The organism is Xanthomonas sp. WHRI 7945, assembly GCF_035026585.1.
The window spans coordinates 18,741-30,758 of record NZ_JAYIQP010000030.1 but is presented as its reverse complement, the minus strand read 5'-3'; the positions used below and the strand labels follow the sequence as shown (position 1 = coordinate 30,758).

Below are 12,018 nucleotides of genomic sequence, written 5' to 3'. Positions count from 1 at the left end.
TTTAGCCCCGACGCCTTACCGGTAAGGCGTCGGGGCTAAAGCCCCTCCTACAGAAAAGCGCAGAAGCGGCGAACTTGCGAAAATCCCGAGTCCCGAGTCCCGAGTCCCGAGTCCCGCTACTCCCTCGGATCACGCAACAGCTTGACCTCCTGCGGCGACTCCAACGCGATGCCCTCTTCGGCCAGGCGCTGCAGCAGGCTGAAGAACAGGTCGCTGCGGGTGCCGTAGACGAGCCGCGGATTGGCCACGTAGGCGAAGCTGTTGAGGGTGACGTGGCCGCTGGCGATGGAATCGATGAACACCGACGGTGCCGGGTCCTCCTGCACGCCCGGGTGCGCGGCATAGAGCTGCATCAGCAGTTCGCGCAGCTTGACCACGTCGGTGCCCAGCGACACCGCGAACTGGATCTGCACCCGGCCCAGCGGACCGGCCAGGGTCATGTTGCGCAGGGGTTTGGTGATCAGTTCGGAGTTGGGCACGATCAGCGTGGAGCGGTCGCCGACCTGGATCTCGGTGGAGCGCACGCTGATCTTGCGCACGTCGCCCTCCTGGTCGCCGATCTTGACCCAGTCGCCGATCTTGACCGGGCGCTCGGCCAGCAGGATCAAGCCGGACACGAAGTTCTGGATGATCGACTGCAGGCCGAAGCCGATGCCGACCGACAGCGCGCTGACCACCAGCGCGATCTGCGCCACCTCGATGCCCGACGCCGCCAGCGCGCACAGCGCCGCGAACAGGATGCCGGCGTAGCGGGCCACGGTGCTGACCGAATTGCGCGAGCCGTCGTCCAGTTCGGTCTTGGGCAGGTAGGTCTGGGTCAGCCAGCCATGGATGTACTGCATCGCCAGCAGGCCCAGGCCCAGCACCAGCACCGCGCGGACGACGTCGCCCAGATACAGGTGGCCCTTGCCGATCGGAATGCCCTGGGTCAGCACCGAGAACCAGTCGGTCAGGGTCGACACGTTGGTCCCGAACGGCATCAGCAGCGCGCCCAGGCCGATCAGCAGCAAGACCACGCGCAGCAGCGCCGAGGTCAGCACGCCGGCCTGCTCCAGGCGGCTGGCGCGCACCCCGAACGCGCCATTGGCGGCGCGCCCGATGCGGCCTTCGCTGGCGAACAGCCACAGCGCGAAATCGTCGGCGAAGGTCATCAGCAGGCGGATCGCGCCGACGATCATGGTGATCCAGATGATCTGCCGGGTGATGAACAGGCCCAGGTGCAGATAGCCCAGCAGCGAGGCCAGCAAGGCCACCACCACCACCACCCGCACCAGCATGCCGACCAGCGCCAGCACACCGCCATGCTGTCCCGGCGGCGGCGGTTGCGCGTTGGCCAGCGCCTGCGCCGCGGCCTCTGCGTACTGGCGCCGGCGCAGCCGCGACAGGCTGGTCAGGATCGCCAGGATCAGCACCGCATAGACCAGCGCGATGACGCCCTCGGCGGCAAACGTGGCCGATTCGCTGGTCAGGCTGGCCCGATTGATCACCAGCAGCATGCTGCTGAGCCAGGCCAGCGTCGCGGTGGCCCAGGTGAACTTGCGCAGGCGCCGCGCGGTGGCGTCGTCGATCGGAAACAGCCGCCACGACGGCTGGTTCGGCAGCAGTACGCTGGCGCCCAGCGAGCCCATGAACGCGGCGGCGAAGCTGTACACGAGGAAGCCATGCACCACGATCTCCAGCTTCGCCGGCACCGCGCCGATGCCGCGCAGGCTCTCGGCCAGCACCAGCGCGGCCAGGCCCGGCGTCAGCGTGCCCAGCAGCAGGAACCACAGCGCCAGCCCGGAGCGGCGCAGGCGGCTGCCCGGCGCGCGCGAGACCGCATAGCGCTTGCCCAGCCAGCGCAGCAGGTAGCGCAACGGGAACAGCAGCACCAACGCGATGGCCACGCCGATGCCCAGCCCCCTGGCGCCGTTCTTGGCGATCGCCGCGTCCAGCGCCTGCGCACCGAGGCGGTAGAGGTCGAGCAGGCGTTCGCGGTCGTCGGGGAAATCGCTGGCGATCTGCCGCCACAGCGCCGGCGACAGCGGCGAGGCCGAGCGCAGCGACAGTTCCTGGCTGAAGTGCTCGGCCTGCACGCCTTCGATCTGCTCGCCGAGCTGCTTGGCCTCCACCGCCAGCAGCCTGCCGCGCTTGATCCCCGAATCCAGCGGCGCGCGCTGCTTGGCCAGGTCCTTGCGCTGCGCGGCGATGTCGCTGGCCTCGCCCGCGACGGCCTCGCCGAGCTGCTGCAGGCGCGCATCGACCTGGGCCAACTGCGGGGTCAGCGCCGCGACCGCGGCATCGGCATCGCGCTGCGCATCGGCGACCTTGTCGAGCAGTTCGCGCAGCGCGGTCGGATCGGCGGCGTCCATGCCGCGCCGCGCGTCCTGCAGCGTCTGCTCGGCGCCTTCCAGCAGGGCCTGCGGGTCGGGCGCCTGCGGCGCGTCCTGCGGCTGCGCGCCCGCCGCCGCGCACAGGCACAGCAACAGCGCCAGCAGCGCGCAGCGCAGCAATGGCATCGGCAAGGCGGAACGGAACGGAAAGCGCACGCGAGGACCGGCAGTCAGGCGCGGACCACCGCGCGTGCGGCGCAATATACGGGGTGGGGCTTGAACGGAGCCAGCGGCGCGGCCGTGGATGGCGGGCGGGTGGGTGCCTGTCGCGGCTGAAGCCGCTCCTACAAGGGCGGGCGCGCGGTGTACCGACGCCTGCAGGCGCTCATGGCACCTCGCTCACTGCGCCGGGCCTGCATGCCGGCATTCCGCCTGCGCCGCCATACGGCCCCACTGCAGGAGCGGCTTCAGCCGCGACAGGCTCTCACCGCCCCCGGCTCACTGCCCCGCCCCCGCCTGCGTCAGCAGCACGATCTTGCCGATATGCGCGCTGGATTCCATCCGCGCGTGCGCCTGCGCCGCCTCGGCCAGCGGAAAGCAGCGGTCCAGTTGCGGCTTGATCCGGCCCTGTTCGAGCAGCGGCCACACCTGCTGCTCCAGCTCGCGCGCGATCGCCGCCTTCTCCATCACCGAGCGCGGGCGCAGGGTCGAGCCGGTGTGGGTCAGGCGCTTGGCCAGCAGCGGCATCAGGTCCAGGTCGCGGACCTTGCCCTGCTGGATGCCGATCTGCACGATGCGCCCGTCCAGCGCCGCGGCCTGGTAGTTGCGCGGCAGGTAGTCGCCGCCGAGCAGATCGACGATCACGTCGGCGCCGCGGCCATGGGTCAGGCGCAGGGTCTCGGCGACGAAGTCCTCTTCGCGGTACAGGATCGCCGCCTCCGCGCCCAGCGCCAGGCTGGCCGCGCGCTTGTCGGCCGAGCCGACGGTGCTGATCACCCGCGCGCCGAACGCGGTGCCCAGCAGCGTCGCGACGCTGCCGATGCCGGAGGTGCCGCCATGCACCAGCATGGTCTCGCCGGCCTGCAGGCGGCCGCGCTGGAACACGTTGGCCCACACCGTGAAGAAGGTCTCCGGCAATGCCGCAGCCTCGGCCAGACTCAACGGCGACGGCACCGGCAGCGCATTGCGTTCGTGCACCACCGCGTACTCGGCATAGCCGCCGCCGGCGACCAGCGCGCACACCGCATCGCCAAGCCGATAGCGCTCCACGCCCTCGCCCAGCGCCACCACCTCGCCGGCGAACTCCAGCCCGGGCAGCGGCGAGGCGCCCGGCGGCGGCGGATAGCTGCCACGGCGCTGCATCACGTCGGGGCGGTTGACCCCGGCCGCGGCCACCCGCACCAGCAGTTCGCCGCGGCCCGGATGCGGCAGCGGCAGGCGCACCGGCACCAGCACCTCCGGCTCGCCGGGCTGGCGGATCTCGATCGCGATCATCGAATCGGGGAGCGGCACGGCGGAGGTCGGGGACATGGCGGGAACCTGGCAAAGGCGCAGCGCCACGCGGGCGCGAAACGCGGGGGAACCGCGATGATCGGCTTTCGCCGCGTTGCGGTCCGTGACGGTGCGCGCAGCGTTTCCTTCCGGGCCGACACTGCCCACCCGGGAGTGGAGGACGCCGGGAAACACTGTGTGGGAGCGACTTCAGTCGCGACGGGCGTTACCGGGAAAGCGCGTCGCGACTGAAGTCGCTCCCACAGGTGTGTAATCGGCTTGGAGAGAGACGCCAATCGCCTGCCACCTCCATCTGTACCGCCCAAGGCGTCAGCGTCGGCATTGGCGGCCATCCCCTGCCATGCGTCCGACGCGCCGCAGCGGCGGCAACGGATCGGCACGGGCAGCGCAGGCCGCCGCGGCGACCCGACAGCGCGAGCGCCCCTCGCGCAGCCTGTCGCCATCGAAGCAGTTGTCGCACAGCGCTGCAGCGGAGACGGCATCGCCGCGGCCGCGTTCCACGTGCGGGATAGGATGTCCTCCACACCGGCCTTCCATTCCGCCGAGCGCGCGCCATATTCGATAAATTGCCGCTGCCTCCCAGCCGCGCCCGCACCAAGGACACCTTCATGACCGACCCCGTCGTCCAGATCAAGCCGCTCGGCTTTCCCTGGGAAACCATCGATCCGTTCCTGTTCTGCGTCTATCACGACGACGCCTACCCCGCCGGCAACGGCGCGATGGGTCCGGCGGTGTCGCTCGAAGGCCGCGCCATCGGCCAGGACTTCAGCCGCAAGGACGGCTGGAGCATGTATCACGGCAGCGACGTCCCCGGCTTTCCCGGTCACCCGCACCGCGGCTTCGAGACCGTGACCATCGTGCGCCAGGGCCTCATCGACCATTCCGACTCGCTCGGCGCGGCAGCGCGCTTCGGCGCCGGCGACGTGCAGTGGCTGACGGCCGGTGCCGGCGTCGTGCATTCGGAAATGTTCCCGTTGCTCGACACCGCCGCGCCCAACCCGCTGGAACTTTTCCAGATCTGGCTCAACCTGCCGGCGCGCAGCAAGATGGTGGCGCCGCACTTCACCATGTTCTGGGCGCAAGACCTGCCGCGCTTCACCGCCACCGACGACGCCGGCCGCACGACCGACGTGGCCTGCGTGGCTGGCCGCATCGGCCCCGTCGATGCCGTGCCCGGCACGGCCGGCGGCCCGCTCGCGCCGCCGCCGGATTCGTGGGCCGCGCAGGACGATGCCGACGTGGCCATCTGGACGATCCGCATGGCGCCCGGCGCACGCTGGACGCTGCCCGCCGCGCAAGGCCGGGACACGCGCCGCAGCCTGTACTTCTTCAAGGGCGCATCGGTGACCGTGGGCGCACGCGAGGTGACACGCCACGCCGCCATCGAGCTGCGCGCCGATCAGGCGGTCGAGCTGGTCAACGGCGCTGCGGCCGAGAGCGAGTTCCTGGTGCTGCAGGGCCGGCCGATCGCCGAACCGGTCGCGCAACATGGCCCCTTCGTGATGAACACCCAGACCGAAATCGCACAGGCCATGGCCGACTACCGCCGCACCCAGTTCGGCGGCTGGCCCTGGAAGGACGAGGCGCCGGTGCACGGGAGCGATCCGCACCGCTTCGCGCGCCACCCGGATGGACGCGAGGAGCGGCCGCCGCCGCACGTGGCAGCTGCGGACAGCGCGGGCGGTTAGAGGGTGTTCTCTGGCGTATGGCTGCGGAAATTTGACCACGACAGCTTTACCTCGATCCCTCTCCCGAGGGGAGAGGGGCGAACAGCTATCCCTTCTCCCCTCGGGAGAAGGTGGCCCGCAGGGCCGGATGAGGGTAAGGGCGAAGCCTCGTGCACCCAAACTCCGCGAGACGCTTCGCGCCGGACCCTCACCCCAACCCCTCTCCCGAGGGGAGAGGGGCTAGGTTGCTCCCTTCTCCCAGCGGGAGAAGGTGCCCCGCAGGGCCGGATGAGGGTACGGGCGCAGCTTCGTACACCCAACTCCGCGAGACGCTTCGCGCCGGACCCTCACCCCAACCCCTCTCCCGACGGGAGAGGGGCTAGGTTGTTCCCTTCTCCCCTCGGGAGAAGGTGCCCCGCAGGGGCGGATGAGGGTACGGGCGTAGCTTCGTACACCCAACTCCGCGAGACGCTTCGCGCCGGACCCTCACCCCAACCCCTCTCCCGGTGGGAGAGGGGCTAGGTTGTTTCCTTCTCCCCTCGGGAGAAGGTGCCCCGCAGGGGCGGATGAGGGTACGGGCGAAGCTTCGTGCACCCAACTCCGCGAGACGCTTCGCGCCGGACCCTCACCCCAACCCCTCTCCCGGCGGGAGAGGGGCTAGGCTGTTCCCTTCTCCCAGCGGAACCATGGCCCCCTTTTCGAGGGAAGGTGGCCCGCAGGGCCGGATGACGGTACGGGCGAAGCCTCGCGTAGATCCGCTCAGTACCGCGCCGACGCCAGCGCCTGCGCGCGCTCCAGTTGCTCGGCGATGCGCTTGCGCGCCTGCTGCAGTTCCTGCTTCGTCGCGTCCTGCTGCGCCGCCGGCACCAGCTCGGCATCGATCACGTTCAGCGCGTCGGAATAGCTGCGCACCATCGTCGCCATGTAGGCGTTCATGTAGGCCGATGCGTCCTTCTGCTGATCCAGCGCCTGCAATTGCGCTTTGCCCTTGGCCGCCTGCGCGGCGATCTTCTCCGCATCGCCCGGTCCGCCCTTGCCGGCGTCCGCGGCCGCGGCGCCCTGGTGCGCGGCGACCACCTCGCGGGCGAAATCGGCGACGCTGCCGCTGACGTTGCGCGACAGCGCCTGCTGCGACAACGCCACCGCATTGCCTTCCAGCACCTGCAGCATCGCCTTGGCCGACGCGTCGCCGGCGATCGCCTCGCGCCCGCTTTCGCCGCCGACCGGCGCGGCGGTCGGTGCCGGCGAGGTCGCCGGGGCGGTGCGCGACGCCTGGTCGCCCGGCTTGCCGCAGCCGCTCAGCGCCATGGCGGCGAGCGCCGCGAGAATCGGAAGCCGGATCGTGATGCGCGTCGGGGTCATGGGGTGCTCCTGGTTTGCCAGTGCCTACCTTGCCCATGCAGCGCGCAAACCCGCGTGAATCGTTGCGCTTTTCATGACACGCCCTCGACGCGGCCAAGCGCATGCAGTGGTCTGCCGCAACCGCGGCGATCATGGAGAGCGCACATGGCCAACAACGAGAAGACCGGCAGCAAGGCCGGCAAGGCGGCATCCAAGGTGCTCAAGGACGGACGCACCGGCAAGGACAGCAAGACCGCCGCAGGATCGGCACTGTCGCAGCGCCCGGACAAGAAGAAAGGCAAATAGCCCGTGCCCGCGGGAAATGCCGCAGCGGCGTCGTTTCCCGCCGGCCGCTAGAATGTCGCTATCGCCATCACAGGCTCCAGAGCGCTTCGACCCGCCGATGACCCTCGCGCCCGACACCCGCGCGCCGCGCAAGCGCGTGGCGCTGTACGAAGACGTGGCCGAGCGGCTGCGGCAGAAGATCTACGACTACGTGCTGCCGCCGGGCGAGTGGATCGACGAGCCGGCGCTGGTCGCCGAACTGGGCATCAGCCGCACCCCGCTGCGCGAGAGCCTCAAGCTGCTCGCCGCCGAAGGCCTGGTGCAGATCGAGCCCGGTCGCGGCGCACGCGTGACCCGGTTGAACCTGGAAGACCTCAACGAGCTGTTCCCGGTGATGGCGCTGCTGGAAGGCCGCTGCGCCTACGAGGCGGTGCGCAAGGTCGACGCCGCCGGCCTGGCGCGGCTGGAAACGCTGCATGCGCGCATGGAGCAGGCCGCCGACGAAGGCGACCTGGCCGAGTACTACCGGCAGAACTACCTGATCCACGAATCGGTGCAGGAATTCGCCGGCAATCCGTGGCTGATCCGCGTCACCCACGACCTGCACCGCATCCTCAAGATGCACCGCGGGCGCCAACTGCTGGCGCCCGGACGCATGCAGCAATCGCTGTCCGAGCACCGCGAGCTGATGGACTGCTTCCGCCGCGGCGACGCCGAAGGCGCCGAGCGCACCATGAACCGGCACCTGCAAAGCCAGGGCAACGCGCTGGCGATGTACGTGGCCGCCGGCGGCAAGCTCAATGTGCCGGCGCCGTTGCCTAGCGGCCGGGATTAGGGATTGGAGATTCGGGATTCGTAACGGCAGCACTGCTGCGCCGATGAGCTGATGCGTTGGTTGAAACTATGCACAAGAAAGCGCCGACCCAAGGGCCGGCGCTTTTTTTGCAACTCACGTTGGATCAGCAACCGCGATCCGCTCTAACCAATCCCGAATTCCCAATCCCGAATCCCGGCCTCACAGCCACCCCGGCACCACCAGCAGCAGCCACGCCAGCAGCGGACCGAACAGGACCACCAGGCCGCTGTAGATCAGGAAGCGCTTGTACAGCGACTCGCGTTCGTCCGGGGCGGCCGAGGCCACCACCAGCGCGCCGTTGGTCGAGAACGGGCTCACGTCCACCACCGTGGAGGAGATCGCCAGCGCGCAGATCACGCCGGCCGCGCCGAGGTGGCCCTGCAGCAGGAACGGCACCGCCAGCGGGATGGTCGCGCCCAGCACCGCCGCCGAGGAGGCGAACGCGGAGACGATGCCGCCGACGTAGCACACCAGCAGCGCGCCGAGCAGCGGGATGCCGATGCTGGACACGCCGTTGCCGATGTAGTCCACCGCCCCGCTCTCCTGCAGCACCGCCACGTAGGTGACCACGCCGCTGATCAGCAGCACCGTGGACCAGCTGATGCCGTCCACCGCGCCCTTCTGCGCCTTCGGCGACAGCAGCGCCAGCACCACCGCCACCGTGATCGAGACCAGGCCGACGTTGAGGTTGTAGATCAGCGAGGCCACGCCCAGGCCGAGCAGGCCGAACAGGGTCAGCACGCGATCGCGGTTCAGGCTCACCGCCTCCAGCGCCGCCGGATCGGTCGACAAGGTGCCGCCGCCGGCCGACAGCAGCGCGCCGTGGCCTTCGATCGCGAACTGGCGGTGCGAAGACTGGTCGCCCACCGGCACGTACTCGGCCGTGGCCAGCGACGGCGCCTGGCCGCGCCGCAGCAGCGCCAGCCCGCCGAAGGCGAAGAAGCAGATCAGCGCCATCAGCAGGTTGAAGCCGAGGCTGGTCAGGAACACCGCCATCTCGGTGACGTCCAGCCCGGCCTTTTCCACCACCTTGTTGGTGATGCCGCCGTACACGCTGATCGGCGAAAAACCGCCGGCCTGCGCGCCGTGGATCACCAGCAGGCCCATCAGCAGCGGATTGATCCGGTACTGCTTGGCGAAGCGCAGCGCGACCGGACCGATGATCGCCACCGCCGCCGGCCCCAGCGCGCCGAACGCGGTCAGCACCGCGGTGACCACGAACATCACCCACGGGATCGCCACGATCTTGCCGCGGACCGCGCGCACCGCCCAATGCACCAACAGATCGATGGTGCCGTTGTTGCGCGCGATCGCGAACAGATAGGTGATGCCGACCAGGGTCAGGAACAGGTCGCCGGGGAACCCGGCCAAGACCTCCTTCCCGTCCATGCCGACCCAGACGCCACCGACGATGAAGGCCAACGCGAACGCGACTGCGCCCATGTTGACCGGCAACGCGGTGGCCACGATGAACATGACGATCAAGCCGATGATCGTCGCGATTTGTGGACTCATGCGCCCTCCCGAGCTTGCTGGATCCGTACCACTGCCGCGAATGGCCACCCGCCACCCTGGGTCGATCGCCAACTGCCAACTCCGTTGCGGCGCGACAGCTCCCATCGCCGCCCCCATCGCCGCCACGGCTGCATCACTGCATGCGTTGCTCCGCCTGCCGCACCCAGGCCGCCGCCGCGGCCAGGCTGCCGAACTCTTCCACCGACCGCGCCTGGCACTCCGGCAGCAGCGCGCGCGCGATGCGCGCCAGCGCGCAGCCCGGTCCCAGTTCCAGGAACACGCGCGCGCCGCGCTCGGCGGCCTGGCGCAGCGTCCCGGCCCAGTCCAGCGTCGTGGCCAGCTGCGCCGACAAGGCGGCGATGGCGTCGTCGCGATCGCCGATGCGGTGTCCGTCGATGCCGGCCAGCAGCGTGGCGCGCGGCGCGGCCAGCGGCGCGGCGCGCAGGTCGGCGGCGAACGCCTGCGCCGCGTCCGCCAGCAGCGGCGTGTGCGCGGCCACCGCCACCGGCAGGCGCGTGACCCGCGCGCGCTGCGCACGCGCCTGGCGCTCGCCCTGCGCCAGCGCATCGGCATGGCCGCCGAGAATCAGATGGTCGTCGCCGTTGACGATGGCCAGGTGCAGGCCGGTCTGCGCGCACAGCGCCTCGGCCGCATCGCGCAGCAGGCCCTGCACCGCGATCAGGCCGTCGCCGTTGCGGCTGGCGGCGTCCATGCGCTGCGCGCGCTGCACCGCCAGCGCCAGGCAGGCCGGCGCGTCCAGCCCGCCACCCAGCGCGTGCGCGGCCAGCTCGCCGATGCTGTAGCCGAGCACCAGCGCCGGCGCCGGCAACTGCGGCAACAGCGCCGCGGCGTTGGCCAGCGCCGCGGCGCACACCAGCGGCTGCGCGATCGCGTTGTCGTAGCGCGCATCGCTGCCGGCCAGTGCGCGCGGATCGGCGCCGAGCACCTGCGCCGCCGCGGCCAGCACCGCCTCCGCCGCAGGCACGCCGGCGCTGTAGTCGAACATCGCCGGATGTTGCGCGCCCTGCCCCGGGCATAGCAGGGCCAGGCTCATGGCTGCTCCTGGCGGAGCAGGAACCAGGCGCAGGCGAGCAGGTCGGCGCTGCCGCCCGGGCTGAGCCGGCGCGCGACGAAGGCGTCGCCGAGACGGGCGAGCTGCTGGCGCCAGTCCGGTTGCAGCGCGCCGCCGGCGTCGAGGAAGGCGCGTGCGCTGCGTTGCGCGAAGCGCAGGCCCTCGCGGCCGCCGCGGTGCAGCAGGTTCAGATCGTCGGTGCGCGCGATCAGCTGCAGCAGGGCCTGCGCCATGGAGGCGTCGCGCGCGAGGCCGGCACGCAGCGCGCTGCGCAGCGCCGGCAGCGCCACCTCGCGCAGCAACGGGAAGCCGTCGGCGGCCTGCTCGCGCACACCGGCGACGCCATGCAGCCGACGCATGCGCTGGCCGTGGCTGCGCGGGTCCAGCGGCGCATCCAGCAGCGCCTCGCGCCATGCGCCGACCGCGGCGCAGACCGCCTCGCCGGCGGGCGCCATCGCCGTGTGCGTGCGCAGCCGCGCGGCGGCGGCGACCAACAGGCCCAGGCTGAAGATCGCACCGCGGTGCGTGTTGATGCCGCCGGTGGCGCGCAGCATGGTGCGCTCGGCGCCGATGCCGAGCTGGCGCAGCGTCGCGAACGGTGCGTCGGCGGCACCGGCGGCGGCGATCGCGACGAAGTAGCCGCGCAACGCGAACAGGCTGCGCAGGAAGGTGCCCGCATCCATGTCGTCGTGGCTGCCGCGATCGAACGGCGTGACCAGGCCGGGCTTCGGCGCGCAGGCCAGCTCGGCATGCAGGCTGGCGACGGCGAGACGGCCGAGGCGGTGCGGCAGGGCCAGGCGGTGTGGAGCGGTCGCCGCTGTATTGGTTGCGGCCGCAGTCGCTCGCGGATGGCTGGCGAATTGCGCCGTCGCTGCTCGGGCTTCGTTCGTCGCGACTGAAGTCGCTCCCACAGGGGATGCCGTGCGTGCGACGAGCCCTGAGGGAGGGGCGTCGGTCCCGGCCGTTTGCGGGGCTGGGAAGACCGCGGCTTCGTTCGTCGCGGCTGAAGCCGCTCCTACAGCAATTTGCGGGCTGTTCACCGGGCGCACTGTGGGAGGGACTTCAGTCCCGACGCGGTCAGGCCGCAGCACCTGCATTGCTTCACTCGTCGCGACTGAAGTCGCTCCCACAAGGGATTTGCGGCCTGCTCGCAGGCTGCACTGTAGGAGCGGCTTCAGCCGCGACAGACGAGCAAAATCACCAGGGATTCTCACTTCGTTCGTCGCGGCTGAAGTCGCTCCTACAGGGGCTCGCGGATCACCGGCTACCTGCGCTGTGGGAGGGACTTCAGTCCCGACGGCTTCCGGCATCGGAAAGATCGTGGCTTCGTTCGTCGCGGCTGAAGCCGCTACTGCAGGGGTTTGCGGATGGCCGACTACATGCGCTGCAGGAGGGACTTCAGCCCGGACCGCTTCCGGCATCGGAAAGATCGTGGCTTCGTTCGTCGCGGCTGAAGCC

At 70.6% G+C, this 12,018-nt stretch carries 9 protein-coding genes; 3 read left to right on the top strand and 6 right to left on the bottom strand.

From position 1 onward, the window contains the following. Positions 1–116 precede the first annotated feature (116 nt). Both VDQ83_RS17385 and VDQ83_RS17380 read right to left on the bottom strand, forming a co-directional pair. The gene (locus VDQ83_RS17385; protein ID WP_455435853.1) at positions 117–2,498 is read right to left on the bottom strand and encodes a DUF3772 domain-containing protein; all 2,382 of its coding nucleotides are present in this window, start codon (positions 2,496–2,498) and stop codon (positions 117–119) included. Positions 2,499–2,810: 312 nt separating this feature from the next. Then, a complete protein-coding gene (locus VDQ83_RS17380) occupies positions 2,811–3,842 on the bottom strand; it encodes an NAD(P)H-quinone oxidoreductase (protein WP_455435852.1) in 1,032 nt (343 codons plus the stop codon). Positions 3,843–4,432: 590 nt separating this feature from the next. Here VDQ83_RS17380 and VDQ83_RS17375 point away from each other — a divergent pair. Beyond that, entirely contained in the window at positions 4,433–5,512 is a 1,080-nt protein-coding gene (locus tag VDQ83_RS17375; RefSeq protein WP_455435851.1) for a pirin family protein, read from the top strand. A gap of 738 nt (positions 5,513–6,250) precedes the next feature. Here the strand turns inward: VDQ83_RS17375 and VDQ83_RS17370 are convergent. Then, positions 6,251–6,853 (bottom strand): DUF4142 domain-containing protein, encoded by a 603-nt coding sequence (locus VDQ83_RS17370; RefSeq protein ID WP_263396840.1) that lies wholly within the window; start codon positions 6,851–6,853, stop codon positions 6,251–6,253. 144 nt (positions 6,854–6,997) lie between these two features. Here VDQ83_RS17370 and VDQ83_RS17365 point away from each other — a divergent pair, with 144 nt between their 5' ends. Beyond that, positions 6,998–7,138, top strand: coding sequence for a hypothetical protein (locus VDQ83_RS17365; RefSeq protein WP_455435850.1), 141 nt, complete (start codon positions 6,998–7,000; stop codon positions 7,136–7,138). Between the two features lie 97 nt (positions 7,139–7,235). Then, positions 7,236–7,952, top strand: coding sequence for a GntR family transcriptional regulator (locus tag VDQ83_RS17360; RefSeq protein ID WP_455435849.1), 717 nt, complete (start codon positions 7,236–7,238; stop codon positions 7,950–7,952). A 180-nt stretch (positions 7,953–8,132) separates the two neighbouring features. On the opposite strand, the gene VDQ83_RS17355 is transcribed toward VDQ83_RS17360, so the two are convergent. The 3 genes from VDQ83_RS17355 to mdcB all read right to left on the bottom strand — a co-directional run bounded on the left by VDQ83_RS17355 (position 8,133) and on the right by mdcB (position 11,357). Then, positions 8,133–9,488 carry an SLC13 family permease gene (locus tag VDQ83_RS17355; RefSeq protein WP_455435848.1) on the bottom strand — a complete coding sequence of 452 codons (1,356 nt, stop codon included), beginning with the start codon at positions 9,486–9,488 and terminating at the stop codon, positions 8,133–8,135. A 133-nt stretch (positions 9,489–9,621) separates the two neighbouring features. After that, complete coding sequence (locus VDQ83_RS17350; protein ID WP_455435847.1) at positions 9,622–10,542, bottom strand: acyltransferase domain-containing protein; 921 nt, start codon at positions 10,540–10,542, stop codon at positions 9,622–9,624. Beyond that, positions 10,539–11,357: a triphosphoribosyl-dephospho-CoA synthase MdcB gene (gene mdcB / locus VDQ83_RS17345; protein WP_455435856.1), complete on the bottom strand. Its 819-nt coding sequence runs from the start codon at positions 11,355–11,357 to the stop codon at positions 10,539–10,541. Before mdcB ends, VDQ83_RS17350 begins: the two co-directional genes overlap by 4 nt. Positions 11,358–12,018: the final 661 nt, after the last annotated feature.

What these genes read in the sequence shown, in the direction of transcription:
- VDQ83_RS17385 (WP_455435853.1), bottom strand. Translation starts at nt 2,498, where the DNA reads ATGCCATTGCTGCGCTGCGCGCTGCTGGCGCTGTTGCTGTGCCTGTGC.
- VDQ83_RS17380 (WP_455435852.1), bottom strand. Translation starts at nt 3,842, where the DNA reads ATGTCCCCGACCTCCGCCGTGCCGCTCCCCGATTCGATGATCGCGATC.
- VDQ83_RS17375 (WP_455435851.1), top strand. Translation starts at nt 4,433, where the DNA reads ATGACCGACCCCGTCGTCCAGATCAAGCCGCTCGGCTTTCCCTGGGAA.
- VDQ83_RS17370 (WP_263396840.1), bottom strand. Translation starts at nt 6,853, where the DNA reads ATGACCCCGACGCGCATCACGATCCGGCTTCCGATTCTCGCGGCGCTC.
- VDQ83_RS17365 (WP_455435850.1), top strand. Translation starts at nt 6,998, where the DNA reads ATGGCCAACAACGAGAAGACCGGCAGCAAGGCCGGCAAGGCGGCATCC.
- VDQ83_RS17360 (WP_455435849.1), top strand. Translation starts at nt 7,236, where the DNA reads ATGACCCTCGCGCCCGACACCCGCGCGCCGCGCAAGCGCGTGGCGCTG.
- VDQ83_RS17355 (WP_455435848.1), bottom strand. Translation starts at nt 9,488, where the DNA reads ATGAGTCCACAAATCGCGACGATCATCGGCTTGATCGTCATGTTCATC.
- VDQ83_RS17350 (WP_455435847.1), bottom strand. Translation starts at nt 10,542, where the DNA reads ATGAGCCTGGCCCTGCTATGCCCGGGGCAGGGCGCGCAACATCCGGCG.